At 62.8% G+C, this 20,446-nt stretch carries 11 protein-coding genes; 3 read left to right on the top strand and 8 right to left on the bottom strand.

From position 1 onward, the window contains the following. Nucleotides 1-43: 43 nt before the first annotated feature. From DXC99_RS05830 to DXC99_RS05805, 6 genes are all read right to left on the bottom strand, one after another. On the bottom strand, nucleotides 44-406 hold the full coding sequence (locus DXC99_RS05830; protein WP_117629580.1) for a desulfoferrodoxin family protein: 363 nt from the start codon (nucleotides 404-406) through the stop codon (nucleotides 44-46). 165 nt (nucleotides 407-571) lie between these two features. Continuing rightward, nucleotides 572-4,036 carry an SNF2-related protein gene (locus tag DXC99_RS05825; RefSeq protein ID WP_117629579.1) on the bottom strand — a complete coding sequence of 1,155 codons (3,465 nt, stop codon included), beginning with the start codon at nucleotides 4,034-4,036 and terminating at the stop codon, nucleotides 572-574. A gap of 28 nt (nucleotides 4,037-4,064) precedes the next feature. Then, nucleotides 4,065-7,868 (bottom strand): DNA polymerase III subunit alpha, encoded by a 3,804-nt coding sequence (gene dnaE / locus DXC99_RS05820; RefSeq protein WP_089572165.1) that lies wholly within the window; start codon nucleotides 7,866-7,868, stop codon nucleotides 4,065-4,067. A gap of 174 nt (nucleotides 7,869-8,042) precedes the next feature. Continuing rightward, the gene (locus tag DXC99_RS05815; protein ID WP_117629578.1) at nucleotides 8,043-11,678 is read right to left on the bottom strand and encodes a UvrD-helicase domain-containing protein; all 3,636 of its coding nucleotides are present in this window, start codon (nucleotides 11,676-11,678) and stop codon (nucleotides 8,043-8,045) included. 3 nt (nucleotides 11,679-11,681) lie between these two features. Next, on the bottom strand, nucleotides 11,682-14,870 hold the full coding sequence (locus tag DXC99_RS05810; RefSeq protein WP_117629577.1) for a PD-(D/E)XK nuclease family protein: 3,189 nt from the start codon (nucleotides 14,868-14,870) through the stop codon (nucleotides 11,682-11,684). Between the two features lie 221 nt (nucleotides 14,871-15,091). Further along, on the bottom strand, nucleotides 15,092-15,391 hold the full coding sequence (locus tag DXC99_RS05805; RefSeq protein ID WP_022094855.1) for a YerC/YecD family TrpR-related protein: 300 nt from the start codon (nucleotides 15,389-15,391) through the stop codon (nucleotides 15,092-15,094). A gap of 324 nt (nucleotides 15,392-15,715) precedes the next feature. Between DXC99_RS05805 and DXC99_RS05800 the strand changes: the two genes are divergently transcribed. Further along, complete coding sequence (locus tag DXC99_RS05800) at nucleotides 15,716-16,081, top strand: phage holin family protein (protein ID WP_055250947.1); 366 nt, start codon at nucleotides 15,716-15,718, stop codon at nucleotides 16,079-16,081. Between the two features lie 140 nt (nucleotides 16,082-16,221). Here the strand turns inward: DXC99_RS05800 and DXC99_RS05795 are convergent, their stop codons facing one another. After that, complete coding sequence (locus tag DXC99_RS05795; RefSeq protein ID WP_117564502.1) at nucleotides 16,222-16,650, bottom strand: Rrf2 family transcriptional regulator; 429 nt, start codon at nucleotides 16,648-16,650, stop codon at nucleotides 16,222-16,224. Nucleotides 16,651-16,903: 253 nt separating this feature from the next. Here DXC99_RS05795 and cysK point away from each other — a divergent pair, with 253 nt between their 5' ends. Beyond that, nucleotides 16,904-17,842 (top strand): cysteine synthase A, encoded by a 939-nt coding sequence (cysK, locus tag DXC99_RS05790; RefSeq protein ID WP_089572177.1) that lies wholly within the window; start codon nucleotides 16,904-16,906, stop codon nucleotides 17,840-17,842. Between the two features lie 57 nt (nucleotides 17,843-17,899). Continuing rightward, complete coding sequence (gene mnmA, locus DXC99_RS05785) at nucleotides 17,900-19,123, top strand: tRNA 2-thiouridine(34) synthase MnmA (RefSeq protein WP_255413309.1); 1,224 nt, start codon at nucleotides 17,900-17,902, stop codon at nucleotides 19,121-19,123. Nucleotides 19,124-19,215: 92 nt separating this feature from the next. Here the strand turns inward: mnmA and DXC99_RS05780 are convergent, their stop codons facing one another. Next, nucleotides 19,216-20,235 (bottom strand): M42 family metallopeptidase, encoded by a 1,020-nt coding sequence (locus DXC99_RS05780; RefSeq protein WP_117583964.1) that lies wholly within the window; start codon nucleotides 20,233-20,235, stop codon nucleotides 19,216-19,218. Nucleotides 20,236-20,446 lie beyond the last annotated feature (211 nt).

The following is a 20,446-nucleotide window of genomic DNA, read 5'->3' as shown; positions in this document are numbered from 1 at the left end:
ATGTGCATATGCTAGCTATGATACCCCGAGCGGGGGCGCGCTCCTAGAACGTCGCGGACCACAGCCCGTGCAGGTTGCAGTAGGCATAGACGGTACCGGTCTTGGAACCGCCGGCAAAAAACGTCGCGGGCTTCATGCCGGGCTCAAGGTAATGGATCTCCAGACGGCCCTCAGCCTCAAGGGCGATCCACTCAATATAGTGCTCGGGCAGGCTGGGATGTTCGACCGAGCCCACGCGTGCGCGGATCACGTGACCGTCGCGCTCGGTCTCGACAACAGGCACGTGCTTCTCGTGCGCCGCGTCCTCGGTGTTCGCGGTCAGCTCCGTGCAGCCGGCAGGGGTTGCAACGTCGTTGCCAAGGGCGGCGATGAGCTTACCGTCGGGGTCCTTAAAGAATTTCGCCATGATGTTCTCCTTTTCTGATGTGCCAATGTTCTTGATGGTTCTTATGCCCAAAGGCAGACAAACCATCCACGGCATTGCAAATGAACACATAACGGATCAGGCAAGCGGTCGGGCCAAAATGCGTCGACCGTCCTGCCCACTCCAGCAGTCCCACCCCGCGCGCGGCTAGCGACCGTCACCGCCGAGCAGTGCCAGAACATCCTCGCGCGTGAACAGCGCCGACGAGATGCCGTCGCCGCCAAGCACGCTGTTGACCAGGTCGCGCTTGGACTCCTGCATCTGCATAATGCGTTCCTCGATCGTGTCCTTGGCGATGAGCTTGTACACGGTCACGGTATGTTGCTGGCCAATACGATGCGCGCGGTCGGTCGCTTGGTCCTGCGCCGCCACGTTCCACCACGGGTCGTAGTGAATGACCACGTCGGCCGCCGTCAGGTTGAGGCCCACGCCGCCCGCCTTGAGCGAAATCAAAAAGACCGGAACCTCGCCCGCTTGGAACTGCGCGACCATCTTGGCGCGGCTCTCCTTAGACGAAGCGCCCGTGAGCTTAAGGAAGGCGATGTCCTCCTTGGCCAAGCGCTTGCCGATGATATCGAGCATGCCCGTAAACTGGCTGAACAACAGGATGCGATGCCCGCCGTCGAGTGCGCCGTGCACGAGCTCCATGCACGTATCGAGCTTGGCGCTCCCCGCCTTGTAATCCTCGTAGTGTAGACGCGGGTCGCAGCAGATCTGGCGCAGCTTGGTGAGCTCGGCGAGCACTTTGAGCTTGTCTTTTTTAAACTCGGATGCCTCGCGGTGCTGCACCTGCTGGGCGATGCGGTCCTGGTTGGCCAGGTAGAGCTTGCGCTGCTCGCCGGTGAGCTGTGCCATGACGGTGTCCTCGATCTTTTCGGGTAGATCGGCCACCACGTCTTCCTTTACGCGGCGTAGCACAAACGGCGACACGAGCGCCTGCAGGCGAGCGGCACTGTCACCCTCGGCGTGCTCGACCGGGCTCTCAAAGCGCTTGGCAAACGACTCGCGCGTCCCCAAAAGGCCCGGCATCAAAAAGTCGAAGATGCTCCAGAGCTCGGACAGGCGGTTTTCGATGGGCGTGCCCGTCAGGGCAAAGCGCACGCCGGCAGGCAGGCGCTTGGCAGCGCGCGCCACCTGCGTGAGCGGATTTTTAATGTACTGTGCCTCATCGAGCACCACGCGGGCAAAATCCTGCTCGACGTACTCGTCGATATCGCGCCGCATAAGGTCATACGACGTTACGACCACGTTATGCTCGGCCACGCCGGCAATCTGTACACGACGTTGAGCCTTGGCGCCCACAATGGCGCACACATCGAGCGACGGGGCAAAGCGCTCCAGCTCGGCAGTCCAGTTGTACACGAGTGAGGCCGGGCATACCACGAGCGTGGGCTTGGTGTCCCCCGCCTCCACGCGCGCCAGGATATGCGCGATCATCTGGAGCGTTTTGCCCAGGCCCATGTCGTCGGCCAAGATGCCGCCAAGGCCCAGGTGTTCGAGCGAGCCGAGCCACTGGTATCCGTCGACCTGGTAGCCGCGCATCGTTGCCTTGAGCGATGCCGGCACCGTAAAGTCCATCTTGCCGAGCGTGTCCAGGCGCTCGACGGTGCGGCGGAACGCAGCGTCGCGATCGGCCTCGAGCGCCGGCGTGCGTGCGAGCATGCTATCGACAAAAAGGGTACTCGACGCGGGAAGCGACACGCCGTCGAGCAGGTCGACGGCATCGACGCCTAGGTCCTCGGCAAGACCAAACGCGGCACGCGCTCCCTCATCCAGGCGCACGATGTCGCCGGACGTCAGGCGCGCGAACGTCTGGTGGCGCTTGTACGAGTCCAGATAGATGGCAAGATCTGCCGCCGAAAGGCCGCTCGCGCCCAGTTCGACATCGAGCAGGTTACTCTTGACGGTCGCGCGCACCGAGAGCTTGGGCGCAGGGCGGACCGAAATCTGGCGCAGACGGTCGCTGAGCATGACCTCGCCCAGCTCGGACAGGGCAGACAGGCCCTCGGTCAGCAAGTGGAACAGGCTCTCGTCATCGCGCTCCTCAAACGCCAGGCCGCCCTCGTAGAAATCGAAGTACATGGCAGCCGTGTCCATAACGCGAAACTCCGCCAGCGTATCGCGGGGCGGAACGCCGGGGCGTTGCTCTTCGAAAGGACTGCCCGGAGCACCAAGACTAAAGAGATCAGCCGACCAATCGCCGTAGGTAACCGTAATTTTGCAGGTCACAAGACCATCGTCGACGCCGATTGCCATGGCAAAGCTCGCCTCGGGTGCCACAGTATCGAGCGCGGCGGGCGCGGTGAGGTCGGTATAGTCGCGCAAAATGGGCAGCGCCATACGGCAGAACTCACCCACCTGCTCGGCGGCAATATGGGCGGGCGTGCGGCACGGCAGCAAGCGCGACAAAAAAGGTGCGGCATGCTGAGCAAATGCAGCGTCGGTACGGCGCGCGCGGCGCGTGTCAACCAAGTAGGCGGCATCGCCCGACGCAAAGCAGTACATATCGGCGGGCAGGCGCAGGTCATAGCTACCACCAGCCGCCGGCGCGATTTTGGCGGCAAGCAGCGGTGGGCGCTTAGCGGATGCCTCGTCCTCCCCTTGCGGAGACAGCTCAACCGCCACGTCGTAGGTGCGATGCGTCGTCATCCCCCGCGACCAGGCGGGCTCAAAGGAGATGGTCTGGCCGCGCAGCAGGTCCAGCACATATACGATGCTATGCTCGGACAGCGGCAACTGACGCTCGGCAACAAAACCGCTGCGGGCAAAGTCGTACGACGCCGAACGCGAGCTTGTGATGTCATCGAGATAGGCAACTGTCGTCACAACAAGGTTGAGCAGCTTTGCCGATGTTTCGTCAAAGGCCTCAGGTGAATGGACAAACGTGAGCTTCTTGCCATAGGAGAACGTGCCGCCGCGCACGTAGGCATCGGCCATGCCGTCGATGTCCTTGACCACGTAGGAGACCGATCCACAGCGAATGCGGAACTCGAGCGCCCAGCTAAAGCGGTCAGCGAACAGCGGATTGTAGTACGGCACCAACGAGGGCTCCAATGCCGCTTTGGGGGCGTCGGGATCAACGGCACCGGCAAGCTTGCGGCGCATGCTCGCCAGCTCATCCATGCGCGCGTCCGAAAGATCGGAGAGCGCCGCCACAAGGCTCGGGCTCGTGGGGACGGGCGCCGGAAAGGGAAAGTTGGGGTTGACGGCCGGCGCTTTGGGTGCGGTGCGCGCGGGCTGTTTCGACTGCGCCGTAAACGTGCGAACCGGCGTGCGCAAACCTTCGACGGGCTCGGCGCCGCTGGCATCCAAATACGCCAGAGCCGTGGCAATAGCGTGCTTGCACATACCGGGGTAACGATAGGCGGCGGGGCAATCGCAGTCGTAGTCGATCACCTCGTGCTCGTCCATGTCGAGCGCCACGTGCGTCTTGTACAGGTCGCCACGCGAACCGCGCACCGAGCCCTCGACCGTCACGTTTTTGGAGAAGCGCGAGCCGCTGTCCTCGATCGACAGCACGGCGCCGTTGAGCATGAGCGAACGCCCCTTCATAAAGGTGCCGCTCAACGCCGCCTCTTTGCGAAGCGCCTGCACAAACGTCCCCTGCGCCATCACTTCCTCCAATCTCACCCGGGGTAGCTTAGATCACCGTCACGCGGCCCTGGTTACCCACAATGGCCTTGGCCTCGGCCAGCAGCGGAATCGAACGCGCGTTGACCTTGGCAGGTACCTCGGCACGCAGCACGCGCCCGTCCACCTGCTCGATAAAGATCTCCACGCGGTCGCCGCCCGGGTTAGCGGTGAGCACCGTGGCCAGGCGCGCCATATTGCCCTGGCTAAAGCGGCTGTTGGGCACCATGACCTCAAACACCTTGGGCTTGTTGTTCTCCTCGTTGAGCTCGAGCGGCACGATCTCCTGCGCGATGATCTGGTCGCCGCGGTCCGAGCGCTCGAGCTTGCCCTTAATGCGCACAAAGGCATCGGACAGCTGCGCGCCGGTCTCGGGATCGACCTCGCCGTACAGGTACCCCTCGGCCTCTTTATAGGTCTTGGGGAACACGACGACGGTGGCCTCGCCTTCCATGTCCTCGAGCTGCACGATGCCCATGGGGTCACCGTTTTTGGTCACGCGCTTGGACACGCTCGAGACCATGCCGGCCCACCACAGCGCCTTGCCCTCGGGAATCTCCTGGTTGATGGTGCCGCCCGTAGGATTCTGAACTTCGTAGCCGGTATCGATCTGCGAGAACGAGAAGTCGCGCGCCTTGGCTAGTGCATACTCAAACGGGCGCAGCGGGTGGTCCGAGACATAGATGCCCAGAACCTCCTTCTCCTGGCTCAGCTTAAGGTGGCGGTCCCACTCCTGGCCGTCCGGATCGGGCACGCTCACCTCAAAGCCCGAGCCCTCAACGTCGCCAAACATGTCGAAGAACGAGGTCTGGCCGCTCGCGCGGTCCTTCTGGCGCTTTATCGCGGCGTCGATGATGTTCTCGGGGTTGTTCTTGTCCACAAAGTGCATCATCTGACGACGCGGATACCCCGTGGAGTCGAAGGCGCCTGCCTTGATCAGCGATTCGATTACGCGACGGTTGGCCTGGCTCGAGTCCACGCGCTCGACAAAGTCGTGCAGTGTCTTAAATGGACCGCCCGCCTCGCGCTCGGCGATAATCGCCTGCGCCACGCCGGTGCCCACGCCGCGGATGCCGGCCAGACCAAAGCGCACGCCCTCCTTGGTAGCCGTGAACTCGGTGCCGGACTCGTTGACATCTGGCGACAGCACGGGGATGCCGTCGTGACGGCACGCCGAGACGTAGTGCACGATCTTGTCGGTCTTGCCCGTATAGGACGTCAGAACGGCCGCCATGTACTCGTGCGGATAGTGCGCCTTGAGCCACGCCGTCTGCATAACCAGGATGGCGTAGCCGGCGGAGTGCGACTTGTTGAAGGCGTAGGATGCGAACTCGAGAACATCGTCCCAAATCTTCTGGGCGACCTCGCGCGTGTAGTTGTTCTTGATAGCGCCGTTCATCCAGTGGTCGTAGGTGGTCTCGTCCGAGCCATCCTCCCAGTGCAGCACCGTCGACGTGAGCAGCTTGATCTTTTTCTTAGCCACGGGCTTACGGATACGCGAGTCCGATTCGCCCTTGGAGAAGCCGCACATCTCGACGGAGATGAGCATAACCTGTTCCTGGTAGACCATGGTGCCGTAGGTTTCGCCCAGGATGTCGTCCAGGCGGTCGTCGTAGGAGACGGCCGGCTCCTTGCCGTTCATACGGTTGATGTAGGACGAAACCATGCCGGCGCCCAGCGGGCCCGGGCGGTACAGGGCGATCAATGCCACGACGTGCTTGTACTCGGTGGGCTTCATGTTCTTGATCGTGGCCGTCATGCCGGCGGACTCGACCTGGAAGACGCCGGCGGTATGGCCGGAGCCCATGAGCTTAAAGATCTCGGGGTCGTCAAAGGGGATCTCTTCCTCTTTGATGTCGATGCCGAAGTTCTTTTTGATGTTTGCCTTGGCCTTGGAGATAACCGTCAGCGTGCGCAGGCCCAAGAAGTCCATCTTGAGCAGGCCCATGTCGGCAACGGTATGACCTTCGTACTGGGTAATCTCGACGCCGCCCTTGGTGTCGAGCTTGGTGGGCACGTGCTCGTTGACGGGGTCGCGGCAGATCAGAACGGCGCACGCGTGCACACCCTCGCCACGGGTAAGGCCCTCAATCGAGAGCGCCGTGTCGATGATGCGGCGGGCGTCGTCGTCCTTTTTATAGGCCTCGGCAAAATCGGGGTTAAACAGATCCTCTTTGCCGGGTTGCTTTTCGAGCACCTGCTTGAGCTTGACCTTGGGGTCGCTCGAGACCATCTTGGACAGACGCTGGCCCATGTAGACCGGGTAGTCCAGGACGCGCGCAGCGTCGTTGATGGCCTGCTTGGCCTTAATGGTCGAGTAGGTGATGACGTGGGTGACCTTCTCGGGGCCGTAGAGCTGGCGAACGTGCTCCACGACCTCGAGGCGCCGCTCATCGTCGAAGTCCATATCGATATCGGGCATCTCGGTACGCTGCGGGGACAGGAACCTCTCGAACATCAGACCGTTCTCGAGCGGGTCGAACGCGGTGATGTTCATGGCGTAGGCGACGATAGCGCCGGCGGCCGAGCCACGGCCGGGGCCGACGCCGATGCCGTTGTCCTTGGCCCATTGCACGTACTCGGCAACGATCAAGAAGTAGGCGGCAAAGCCCTTGTCGCAGATGACTTTGTATTCGTACTCAAAGCGCTCTTTGATGTTGACGCCACCAATCTCGCGCGTGGCCCAGTCGTCGCCGTAGTGCTGGCGCAGGCCCTTCTCGCACTCGCGGCGGAACTGGCTCTCGTGCGTCTCGCCGGGATCGAGCAGCGGGAAGCGCGGCAGGATGATGGAGTCCCAGTCCAGCTCAACGTAGCACTTGTCGGCGATCTCGAGCGTGTTGTCGCAGGCCTCGGGGCAATACGGGAACATCGCCCGCATCTCCTCCTCGGTCTTCATGTAAAACTCCGAGCCAGTCATGCGCATGCGGTTAGGGTCGTCGACCTTGGCGTTCATACCGATGCACATGATGACGTCCTGCACGGGCGCGTCCTCGCGGCGCAGGTAGTGGAAGTCGTTGGTGGCGATGACCTTGACGCCCACCTGCTTGGCGATATCGATGAGCGTACGGTCCATCTGCTCGTCGGTCAGGCCATTGTCGGTGGTGATGCCGTGTTCCTGGATCTCGATATAAAAGTCGCCAGGTTCGAAGGTATCACGGAAGGTCTCGGCCCACTTGATGGCGCCCTCCATGTCACCGCGGTCGATGTATTTGGGAATGATGCCCGCGATGCAGGCGCTGGTGCAGATCATGCCCTTGGCGTGGCGGCGTAGGTTGTCGAGCGTCACGCGCGGCTTGTAGTAAAAGCCCTGAACGGCGGCCTCGGAGACCGTCTGCATCAGGTTGACGTAGCCCTCCTGGTCCTTGGCCAGAAGGATCATGTGGTAGAGCTCGGGCTTATGGTCGCGAGCAAGGGTCTCGTCCGGCGTAAAGTAAACCTCGCAGCCAAAGATGGGCTTGATGACCAGGGGCGGCTTGAGCTCGTCGATGTTGCCCTTCTCGTCCCACATGGCCATGTCCTTCACATACTGGGCATGCTCGCGCGGGTTTTCCTCGGGGTCGGGCTCCACCAGCTCGTCGCGGCGGTCCTTTTCCAAGAAGGCCTTGTCGTGGCTCCAGGTTTTGTACTCGGGCGTGTTGTGGTTGACGGCGTCACAGGCCAGCGCCAGGTCGGGTACGCCATACATGTAGCCGTGGTCGGTAATGGCCACGGCGGGCATGCCCAGCTCAACGGCACGGTTGACCATATCCTGGATACGGGTTGCGCCGTCGAGCATGGAGAAGACAGTGTGATTGTGCAGATGGACGAATGCCATGTGATGAGCTCCGATGCGGGTTCGTGTTCTGACTGAACGATTTTACCCCACGGCACGGACAGCACCCGAACCTAGCCAAACCCACACGGCTCCTATTGAGTTGCGATGAAATACGGACTGTTTGGCGGCTTTTTTGGCCAAAACAGTCCGTATTCCACCGCAGGTTGTTGAGGGTTAGAGGTTGTAGGTGACCACCTGGGGCTCGCAGGGGTTGGCGGGATCGGCCTGCTCCACGCGGACGAACTTGACGGTCACGGCCTCAAAGCCCGCCTTGTGCAGAACATCGGCGTAGACGCGCGCCTGCAGGGCGTGCTTCTCCCGCAGCTGTTCCGGCGTCTCGTCCGGCGTGCCGCCCGTCTTGTAGTCGATGACCAGCGCGCGTGACGAATCCGCCGGGTTCGTCGCCAAAGCGTCGATGGCGCCCTCGGCATAGGCACCGTAGCGGGCGATGTCCTCGTCTTCGCAACCCAGCGAGAAGAACGGCACCTCGGCGCGAACGCACGGCCACGCGAGCAGGTCGGCACGAACAGCCGACTTGAGCCAGCGGTCCAGGGCAACGTCGAAGCGCTCGCGCTGCTCCGGCGTCAAGCGCCACAGACGCGCCAGCGCTTCGGCGCGCGCGGTGGGCAGTGCATCGGCACCCATCTCGATGAGCCACTGGCATGCGGCGTGGAAGGCCGAACCCAAGGCCATGGGATTGCCGGCGGGCTCGACAGCAGCCACGTCTGCATCCGTCATCTCCGAGCCATCCGACTCGGCATCATCGCCAGCCTCGTCCATGGGCACGTGTGCCTCGGCGGCACGGTCCTCGGACTCGGCATGGAGCGCCGCGGCAATTGACGAGTAGCTATACGAGTCACGCGCCGGGAACGGACAGGCGCCCATGCGCACGCCCACCGCCTGGGGATACACGAGCTCAAACGCATCGGGCTCGGGGTCGGCAGGACCGGGAACGGCGGCGCGGGCATCTGCACCGGCACCCTCCGGCTCCGCATCGCCGCAGACAAGCCTGCCCTCGGCATCCAGTAAAGCGTTGGCCTCAAACGCCTGCTCGCCAAACGTAAAGTCCGCCAGCGAGATAAGCTCGTAGTCGCCCGGCTGGGAGTTGTCGAACACCAGGCGGTCGGCATCGAGCTGTGGCATGTCCAGGCCGTCCGTCGGCAAAATACGGCGCAGCACGTCATAGGTCAGATCGGTCTCGACGTCGAAGGTCGGCGCGCACAGCTTGCCACGGCTCACGCCGGCATCCATCGCCAAGATCACCAGCTCGCGCGCACGCGTCATGGCCACATAGAGCAGACGAGCCCGCTCCTCGAGCGAAAGCTGCAGGTCATCGTTGCGCAGGCGAGCAAATGCCTCGGCGGGAGAACCCGTCGCACAGACGTCCTCCATGAGCTCCGGCGGCAGCCACAGCGACGTGCCCTTGCCCTTAAACGCATGCTCAAACTGCTTTTTAACGTCGTCGCCCTTCACAAAGGTTCCGTCGGCGAGCTTAACGCCGTCGAAGCGTGCCGGCAGTGCCACGACCTGCGCTCCGCCCTCGACGCGACCCATCTGTGCCGCACCCGAGGACTTGCGCACGCCAAAGCACTCGGCGACCGCCACGACCGGATATTCCAAGCCCTTGGAGGCGTGCACCGTCATGATGCGCACCGCGCCGTCGCCCTCCTCGTTGAGCGCGCCCGGGGCTTCCTTGCCCGCCAGGAAGCGGTCAAAGGCCAGCGCAATGGAGCGCGGCGAGTTACCGAACTCGGCCTCCGCTTCGGCCACGGCGTCGAGCGCCTTGAGCACGTTGGCGGCAATGGCCTTGCCCTCGGGACCACGCTGCGCCAGACGCACAAACCAGCCGGAGGCGTTGACCACGTCGCGCGCGATGTTGGCGAACGAATCACGTCCCACGCGGCGCAGCGCATAGCGCAGCACCTCGCGGGCGCGCGTCACCAGTGGCAAGCCCTGCAAGCCGGGCACATCGGAATCGCTCATGATGCCCGCGTCGATATTCCGGCGCGAGGTCTCCCCCGTCTCGCTATCGAGCTTGGTCGCCAGCGCCAGGAACTCCTGGGCGCCGAGCGCAAACATCGGCGAGGCGAGCAGCGGCATAAGGCCCTGCGCCGTATCGGCCGGGTTGGCGAGCGCGCAGACTAGGGCGCGCACCGTCTGCACCTCGGCTGCCTGGGCAAAGACCGAGCCACCCGCGATCACGCAGTCGAGTCCTTGGTCGCGGAAAGCCTGGGCATAGACGTCGGCGTTGGTCATGCGGCCCAGCAGCAGCACCATGCCGCCCTGGGGCTGACCGGCATCGGCAAGCGCGCGGAACCGCTCCGCGATCGCGCGGGCCTTGGCCTGTGTGCGCTCCTGCGTACTGCCGCCGGCAACAAAGAGCGCCTGCCGACGCGAGGCGTCTGCCACCAGCGTGTCCTTGCGGCCGTCGCTCGCCTCAAGATCCAAAAAGCCCTGCATCAGGCCGCCGTCATCGCCGTCGAAGACGCGTGCCACGTAACGCAGCACCTCGTCATGGCTGCGGAAGTTGCGCACAAGTTTAACGAGCTCGCCGGCGGGGACATCGGCAGCAGTGCCAGCGACGGCCGCCGCCTCGGGCGCGGCAGACGAGCCCACCTTGCGCTCCTGGCGACGGAACACCTCGACCTCCGCCCCGCGGAAGCGGTAGATCGACTGCTGTGCATCGCCTACGGTACACAACGCGCGCTCCCCCGCACCCGTCAGGTAACGGATCAGGTCGACCTGCATCTGATCGGTATCCTGGAACTCATCGATCATGACCATCTTAAAGCGACCCTCGTATGCCGCTCGGATGGCCGGGTAATCGCGCAGGGCCTCGTAGGCCATGCGCAGCAGATCGTTGTTGTCGAGGGCAGACTGGCCGGCCTTGAGCGCGCGGTACTCAGCCTCTACAGCACGGGCAAGCCCCACCAGTGCCTCGAGCGCGGGACCGCCGCAGGCCAGCACGATATTGATAAACGCATCGGCGGCCTCTGCCTTGAGTAGCTCCACCTGCTCCTTAGGGAATGCCTTGCTCGCGCGCGGCATGGTGCACGACATCATGAGTCGCGCCGCATCGGCCATGGTCTTGCCGCTCGCCTCGAACGCGTCGATGGCATCGAGCGCCGTCTGCGCTTTTTCGGTCGCGGCCTTGCTTGCGCCCAACGCCGATCGATAGGCATCGGCAAGGGCCGAGGTGTCGGCCTGGCCGCGCGCCACGCGCACGTCGTCCATACCGCCCGGCAGCTGGCTCGAGAGCTCCAGCAGGTCGCGCACCAGACCCTTGATGGTCGTGCCGGCGCCAAAGGGACCGCCCTCGCCCGCCATGGGATACCAGGCGTAGAGGGCCTTGAGCGATGCCGCGAGCTCGGGGGCGGCATCGGGCGCCGTCGCGCGGGCCAGCACATGCTCAACAGCCTGATCCATAAGCTCATCGGTATCGGTAAGCACCGTGAACTCGGGATCGATGCCCAGCTCCAACGCATGCGCGCGCAGGATGCGCGAACACATACCGTGAATGGTCGAGATCCAAGCGTCGTCGACGGTCAGGGCCTCCTCGTCCATACCCTCTTCGATAAGCGCGCGACGCACGCGGTCGCGAATCTCGGCCGCGGCATCTTTGGTAAAGGTAATGGCGAGCACCTGATCCAGATGCTCGACAAACGGACCGGATTCGGGCGAGAGCGCGTAGACGATGCGGCGCGTGAGGGTAAAGGTCTTGCCCGAACCGGCGCCCGCCGAGACAAACAGCGGACGGTCGAGCGTTTTGACGACTTGCAGTTGTTGCGGCATCAAAGTCGAAAGATCCATGGTCTACACGTCCCTCCTTACAAACGTTCCTTCGTGGTTATACGAGCAGCGCGCATGCGCGGCCTGAGCCGACGTCGGGTCGACGGCGGCAACGTCGCCTGCCTCGAGTTCGTGCAGGCGCTCGGCGATGCCGGCCTCCACGCGATCGAGCAGGGCGTCGAAGTCCATGCTGCCACCCTCGCCGGGAAAGCCCTTCTTAAGCCCCGGGATGCGGCCGTCACCACGCTCCTCCTCGAGCAGCTCGGCACTCGCGGCGCCACGCAGCGCCGGTTTGCCGCCCTTGGTCGAAAAATAGAGCGCCGCACGGGCATCCAGATCCAGCGCCCGGCGCATGGCCTGCGCATAGATAAGCGTCTGGGTATGGGGCGGCAGCCACCGCGGGTCGTCGATGGCGGCCTCGCCCGATTCCTCGTCGCGCACCGTGGGGTCGGCGAGTTTAAACTCCTCAACGCCCGTGCGATGCTTGTAGTCGATTACCACGGCGCGATTCTCGGCATCCACATCCACGCGGTCGATGCGCCCGCCGAGCGGCCAACCGGCATACTCGACCTGGAGCTCGTTGAACGCAAACTCCAGGTAGCGCGGAGCAAAGGGGGTGAGCGCCTCGGACTCGTAGGCAAGCACGCCCTCCAGCTGCGGCAAGATCTCAGCCACCTGGCGCTCCTCCACTGGAGAGAGCGGCACCAGCGGGCCCTCGGTACCGCGCTTGCCCGCATGCTCGGCCAGGGTCTCGGCAAAGACCTCGCGCAACAGCCCCTGCGCGCGCGGCAGATTCATGGGCGTCACGCGCTCCATGCCCTCCTGCGGAAGACGTGCATGCAAGTGCTCCAGCACGTCATGGACAAAGTTGCCCTTCTCCATGTTGCCAAAGCCCGTATCGATGGACTGAGGTTTGACGCGATACGAGACGAACCAGCACAGCGGGCAGGTGGAATAGGCCTCGATCTGCGAGGCGGACGTCAGGCGCGGCACGAGCCGCGCGCCCTCGCCCTCGCCATCGCGACGGCGCAGGACCAAATACGGCACGGCCTCGGCACTCAGATGCTGAGGGGCTTCACAGGTCACGCGCTCGCGCTTGAGACCTTCGCCTGCCGCGGGATCGAAGTCCCTTACGATATCGCCCTCACCCACGCACTTCGCCTTGTCGGCGTCAGCGGCCTTAGCGTCACCAGTGGCCTTAGCATCGTCAGCGGCCTTAGCATCGTCAGCGGCCCTAGCATCGTCAGCGGCCTTGTCGGCGTCAGCGGCCTCGGCGTGCGCCCGCAGCTCGGTCCACACGGCAGCCGGATAGCACTCGCGCGCCTGGCGATCGTGCGTCACGCGGGCGAGCGCAACCGGACCACGCGACGCTTGCATCGCACGGCCAAAGCGCACGCGCAGCAGGGCCGCAGGCTCAAGCGTCACGCCCTCGCGACCAAGGCTCGCCGTCAGCGTAGCCAGCGGTCCCTCCTCGTGCGAGAGCGGATAGCTGTCCAGATCGACATCGGCAAACAGCACAGCATCGTAGCTGCCGGGGCGCAGAGCCGCCGCATCGGCAAGCGAAGCAAAACGAACCTGAGCACGTGGCGCACGGTCAACCTCGTAGGTCTCGTAATCGTAGGCGGTACTACGCTTGTCCACCTTGGTGCGAATGCCATCGAGCACGGGCACGATCGCGGCCTGCGACACGTCGAGCGCGCGGGCGCCATTCATAAGGATGCCGATGACGTGGCGCAGCAGGGCCACCTCCGCTTGGCGACGGGCTTGGCCATCCAAGCTGCCCAGCGAGCGATCGGGCAACGCCTCGGCAACGGCAAGCATGGCCTTGAGCGCCGTCACGGGCTTGTCACGCCACAGCGCCTGGAACACGTCCGAGACCACGCACGGCACGTTCTTAAACCAGTTCTCGTCGCTCGCCGCCTTGCGCGCGCCCCTCACCTGGCCTTGGACGCTCTGCAGCAGGCTCTTAACGCCCGCGGTAGTCTTGCTGCGCGAGAGACGCATATTCTTATCGAAGGTACGGGCATTGACGGCATCAGCGCCCGAAAGCGGACTGTAAATCCAGTCGGTAAGCTCCGGCGCGGGCCACCACTCAGTCTTAGAAGCTGCCCCTTCGTCGGCGGCCTTCATACGCTCGATCAGGTTGGCGAGCGCCGTGAACTGCCTGCCCGCAATGGATTGAGAAAACGCCGTGAACTCAACTGTCTCGGCAGCGATATGACGAGCCGCCAGACGAGAGGCGAGCTCACCGAACAGCTGGGGTGCCCGGGCAGAAACAACGAGCACGCGTACGGGGTCGGCGGGCGTTGCAGCAGCCTTATCGTCCTTGGACTCCTTGTGCGTTTTCGCCAACTTATCGATGGCGTCCGCATAAGCATGGGCACGGGCATGGGGGCCGGCGACCTCAATAAAGGCAGGCTGAGCGGCGGTCCCGCAAGCGGCATCAGACGCGACGGCGTCCTCCCTCAGCGGCGCGGCCTCGAACAGCACACCGCGGGCATCAAATGCCGCGGCAAGCTCCTCGCGCATCGCCGCCTGCTCGCAGGCAAGCAGTACGACGACCTCTCCCCCATTGTTCGCCACGGCAGACAGCAGCTCGAGCAGGCCGTGCGTAAACGACGTGATACCGCGCACGCATACGGCGCGGGTGCACGCCGGCAGGTTATCGGCCAGGGCATCGGCCATAATGTCAGCCGCCTCGCAGGGCTCGACCATATCTCGACGGTCCAAACCGCGCGCATAGGCGCACAAAAGTTCAAACACGCGAGCCTCGGCGTCGCTTTTGGGCTTGGGCTTGCAAGCGTTGTCGCAGCAACGCTCGGTGCCTGTCCCTGCCACACCCGGCAGCACATCGCGAGCCATACGCGCGAGCATACGCACCGTGCCCTGGCTGCGCGAAAGCGGCTGCAGGTCGGCGTCGTCGAGGCGCGCTACCATGTCCGAAAACAGCATCTGGCGCTGCAGGTTGTCGACGAAACCGCGCCCGTCGCCCAAAAGCTCCCAAAGCGAGCGAAGCCACGATGTAGGCGTCTTGTAGTCAATACCCAGCGAAACGCCGGCTTCCGCCGCATCATGACGGCACAGGTCGAGCTCAGCAAACGTTGGCGCCAGCAGCACGGCACGCCCGTGGCGGGCAATAAGGTCGGCAAGCAGCGCCGCCTCGGCATCGCTCAAATCCGCGCCGGCGTTGGTGGTATAGATTCGAACAGGCATGGTCCTCCACTCAAACCGTTCGCAATATTCAATGTTTCCATCCTACCCGCCCGCGCGGACAGATTTGCCCCACGCCAACAGATTTGACCCCTTGGAGACGGAGGAAAATGGATCACCGAGGAGGTCAGTCTAACCCAGCGATCCGTTTTCCTCCGTCCCCAAAGGATCAAAAAACCGCCCCCGAAGGGACGGTTCTGCGCAATTCGTTTGTTGCCGCTGGCCTACTCGCCATCCTCCAGTTTGATGAGGATCTTGCGATAGCCGCCGTACTCGCCGTTGAGTGCCTTTGAAACGCGGCTCACCGTAGTGGACGAAGCGCCGGTGCGGGCCTGAACCTCAACATAAGGCTCGCCCTCATCCAGATAACGCGCAACCTGCAGACGCTGCGATAGATCGCAGATCTCGCGCGGCGTGCAGATATCGGTCAAAAACGCTTGGATATCCTTCTCGTCATCCAAAAGACTAAATGCGTGGACCAGCTGCTTGACATCAGGCTTGTCAAACATGTTCTCGATATTCATCGATCACCGCCAAACCCGCCAAAAGGCATCGAAGTTGATACTGACATCGGGCATCGTTCGCCCGTTCTATGCAATAGGGCAACGCGTGTGGCTTTTGCCCGTAGCAGTTTAGCACACCACCAAACTAAAGCGACAAAACTCTCTGCCAGCGGCGCATTTTCTAGGACGAACGCCGTTTTGAAACCGAATGCGCACGTAAGCTCCACGAATATCTGAGACAATGGGCGGCCGAACAAGGCGGCACACCCGAGCGGCCGTCCAAGCTGCCGCAGCAAACCGCTTCACGCGACACCGACGCACCCTGCGCAAGAAAGGATTCACACCATGCGCTTTATGCTTAACTGGCTCTTTACCTCGATCGCCATCGCGATTGCCACGTTCCTCGTTCCCGGCATCCAGCCCTTCGGTTTTGCCGAGGCCTGGGTCTGTTTCGCCTTCGTGGGACTGTTCCTGAACATCGTCGATTCGCTCGTCAAGCCGTTCCTGACGGTCATCTCGCTGCCGCTCACGATCATTACGCTGGGTATTTTTCAGCTCGTAGTCAACAGCTTTATGCTCGAGCTGGCCAGCTATCTGTCGGTCAATCTGCTGGGCGCGGGTATCTCCATCGCCAGCTTTGGATCGGCCTTTATGGGCAGCATCCTGGTGTCCATCATGCGCAGCATCCTCGACAGCATCGCCGAGGGCTAAAACGGCCATTCCGACCGCGCCCGTCTCAACAGCCCAAAACGAAGGCCGCCCATCGCAAAAATGGGCGGCCTTCTTATTTGCCAAGTCTCAAAGGGCGAGAGAATCTGCCATTTCCACCCCGTCCCCAAATGGCAGGTGGGCTAGATCACGTAGTCGTAGCCTTCGTTGGGAGCGACAAGTTGATCAAGCGTCACACCGTCGAGGTAGTCGTTGATGAGCTTGTCCAGGTTCTTCCACACGTCGAGCGTGGGGCACTCGTCAGAGCGCGAACAACCCTTGCAGTCGCCATCCAGGCAGGCGACCGGCGCCAGGCTGCCCTCGGTCAGGCGCAAGATCTCGCCCACCGTGTACTGCTCGGGCGGGCGCGTGAGCACATAGCCGCCGCCCTTGCCGCGCATGCCCGAGAGCATGTTGGCGCGCACGAGCGTAGCCAGAATATTCTCGAGGTACTTCTCCGAAATACCCTGACGCGCCGCAATCTCTTTAAGCGGGATACGGCCTGTCGCCTGGTGCTCGGCCAGGTCGACCATAACGCGCAGGGCATATCTGCCCTTTGTGGAAACCAACATATATATAGCTGCCTTTCGGTCTTTTAGTCCGTTGAAATTCTAGCCGAAAAATTGGCTTTGAAAATACCCGTTCCGGTCAAGATGGTTAATCAACTTGCAATAATCTCCTATTTCCTATTGCATTACTAGGCTTTGGTGTCTACTATGCTTCCCAACAGCTAAACGAACAACCTATAAGGTTTATGGGTTTAGCTGCTAGACACACCGTAAAACCACACGGTATCCAGTCATTTGAACACTTTGGAGGTTCATCATGAGCAAGGTTTACACGTCCATCGATCAGCTTATCGGCCACACCCCGCTCCTGGAGCTCACCCACTTTGAGGCCGATGAGGACCTCAAGGCCCGCGTGCTCGTCAAGCTGGAATACTTCAACCCCGCCGGATCCGTTAAAGACCGCGTCGCCAAGAACATGATTGACGAGGCCGAGAAGGCAGGCAAGCTCGTGCGTGGCGGCGACTACACCATCATCGAGCCCACGAGCGGCAACACCGGCGTCGGCATCGCCTCGGTGGCGGCCGCCCGCGGCTACAAGGTGATCATCACCATGCCCGAGACCATGTCCGTCGAGCGCCGCAAGCTGATGCAGGCATACGGTGCGCAGCTCGTGCTCACCGACGGCTCCAAAGGCATGAAGGGCGCTATCGCCAAGGCCGAAGAGTTGCAGAAGGAGACCCCCAACAGCATCATCGCCGGCCAGTTTGTGAACCCCGCGAACCCGGCCATTCACAAGGCCACGACCGGCCCCGAGATCTGGGACGACACCGACGGCAAGGTCGACATCTTCGTCGCCGGCGTCGGCACCGGCGGCACCGTGACCGGCGTGGGCGAGTTCCTCAAGGAGCAAAACCCCGAGATTCAGGTCGTCGCCGTCGAGCCCGCCACCTCCCCGGTGCTCTCTAAGGGCCAAGCCGGCCCGCACAAGATCCAGGGTATCGGTGCCGGCTTTGTGCCCGACGTCCTCGACACCCAGGTCTACGACGAGATCATCCCCGTCGAGAACGACGACGCCTTTGCCACCGGCCGCGCCGTGGGCCACAAGGAGGGCGTGCTCGTGGGCATTTCGTCCGGCGCCGCCGTGTGGGCCGCACTGCAGCTGGCCAAGCGCCCCGAGAACGAGGGCAAGACCATCGTGGCGCTGCTCGCCGACACCGGCGAGCGCTACCTGTCCACGGCACTCTTCCAGGACTAGAGCTCTCGTTCTTAGAACGAGTCCAAGGCACGCCGGTCTCCCCTCTCTTCTGGCAGCCTGAGCTCATCCCAACAGGGTGTCCCACAGGACGCCCGAACTTGCTACAATGTCTGCGGCGCGGAACCAGCCTCCCGCGCCGCTTTTCTTTTTTGGCCACATGCCACCAAGGAGAACCTCCCCATGCACAACAAGCGCGTGCTCGTCGCCATGAGCGGCGGCGTCGATTCCAGCGTGACCGCGTATCTGCTCAAAAGTCAGGGTTACGAATGTGTCGGTGCCACCATGCGCCTCACCTGCCCCGCGCCCGATCCCACCACGGGCATGAGTAAGGTCGACCGCGACATCGCCGATGCAAAGGCCGTCGCCGAGCGCCTGGGGATACCCCATCACGTGCTCGACTTGCAGCAAACCTTCGACCGCAACGTTGTCGAGCGTTTTATGAACGCCTACCAGGAGGGGCTGACGCCCAATCCGTGCATCATCTGCAACCGCCATATTAAGTTTGGCGCGTTGCTGGATGCGGCGCTGGATATGGGCTGCGACTACATCGCCACAGGCCACTATGCCAAAACGAGCCAGGCGCCCGACGGCACCTGGCAGCTGCATCGCGGCGAGGACCCCAAAAAGGACCAGAGTTACTTTTTGTATTCGCTCACGCAGGAGCGCCTGGCGCACACGATCTTTCCGCTGGCAGGCCTAGACAAAGAGCGCGACGTGCGCCGCATAGCCGCCGAGCAGGGCTTTACCAACGCCCAGAAGGCCGAAAGCGAGGACATCTGCTTTATTCCAGACGGTGACTACGCGGGCTATATCGAGCGCCGTTGCGAACATCCCGCTGCACCGGGCGACATTGTGTGGCGCGACGGCAGCGTGGTCGGGCGCCACAACGGCGCGCTGCGCTACACCATCGGCCAGCGCAAGGGCCTGGGCGTCGCGATGGCGCATCCCGTGTACGTAACGGGTGTCGACGCCGTCAACAACACCGTACATCTGGGCGAGGCAGAGGACCTGACGGCCACGGCGCTCACGGCCAACGACTGGATCTGGAGCGCCCCTGCCGACCGCATGGAGGCCGAGCTGGATGCCGGCGGCATCCGCGTGGGCGCCAAGTACCGCTACCGTCAAAAGGACCAGGCAGCAACCCTTACACGTGGCGAAGACGGGCAAATGCTGCTAACTTTTGACGAGCCACAGCGAGCCATCGCCCCCGGCCAGGCAGTCGTCGTCTACCGCGGCGACATCGTCCTGGGCGGCGGCACCGTTACGTCAGCCATCAAATAACAGCTCCCCGCCACCGCAAGTTATAGAGGACGCCCCGGCTGGCATCGCTGCAACAACCGGGGCGGCAGGCTCGATGAGCATTGTCGATGCGTCTAGCGCTGAACGTAGGCACGAACCAGCTCGTAGGTATTGCGCACGCCGTCGATGTGGCTGCGCTCGTAGTTGTGGCTCGCGTACACGCCGGGGCCGATCAGACCATGGCGAATGTCGTAGCCGGCCGAGAGCGTGGCCTCGACGTCCGAGCCGTAATGCGGGTACACGTCGATGGCGTAATCGAGCTCGAGCTCGCGCGCGATGTTGGACAGCGTGGTTACCAGGTCGTAGTTGTAGGGGCCACCCGAATCCTTAGCGCAAATCGAAACCATGCGCTCGGTGCAGCCCAGGTCGTCACCCACGCAGCCCATGTCCACGCTGATCATCTCGCGCGTGTCAGCCGGCACAAAGGCACCGCCGTGGCCGACCTCCTCGTACACCGTAAAGAGCAGCGAAACCTTGCGCGAAAGGGTCACCTCGCCGTCAGCAACGGCGCGGGCCAGACCCAGTAGAATCGACGCCGACAGTTTGTCATCCAGGAAGCGACTCTTAATGTAGCCGCTCTCCGTCACCGTGGTACGCGGATCCATAGCGATGATATCGCCCGTCTGAATACCCAGCTCAAGCACGTCGTCCTTACTGTCGACATTCTCGTCGAGCAAGATCTCCATGTTCTTCTCGATGGTTTTGACCGGCTCATCGGCCACATGCGCCGAAGGCTCGGTATTGAGGACCACACCCGTGTAGTTATTGCCATCGCGCGTATAAACGGTGCAGTTCTCGCCATCGGCCGTAGACCACTGATGCCCGCCGAGCGTCGTGGGACGCAGGCGACCATTGTCCTTGATGGAGCGCACCATAGCGCCCAGGGTATCGACATGGCTCGCCAGGACAAGCGGCTCGCCCTCACCACCAAGCTCAACCAACACGTTGCCCTTATTGGAGCGCTCGGGGCCAAAGCCCATATCGCGCAACGTTTCCATTAGATAGTCAGTAGCCGCACGGGTATAGCCCGTAGGCGAGGCAATAGAAGTCAGCGTCTTAAGCTGGTCAGTAATAAAACCAAGCGTAGAATCCATTTGGGACACCATCCACAACTCCAAAGTCAACATCCCGTAATCAGTAAAAGCCCCAACAACGATACCATCACGCACAAATATTTACCCAGCGAGATGACCCATCGAGCTCTTCCGAACAGCGCCCGCCACGACAACGAGCCGGCGGGCCCCGCCCGTTAGCCCCAGAATCTTTCCGCAGGACAGAAGGAGGCCCCGCCGCACGTAGTGCGCA

The sequence above is a fragment of the Collinsella sp. TF10-11AT genome (assembly GCF_003437565.1).
Classification (GTDB): domain Bacteria; phylum Actinomycetota; class Coriobacteriia; order Coriobacteriales; family Coriobacteriaceae; genus Collinsella.
Note: the sequence above shows the minus strand (reverse complement) of the source record. Positions and strands in the feature narration are given on the sequence as shown.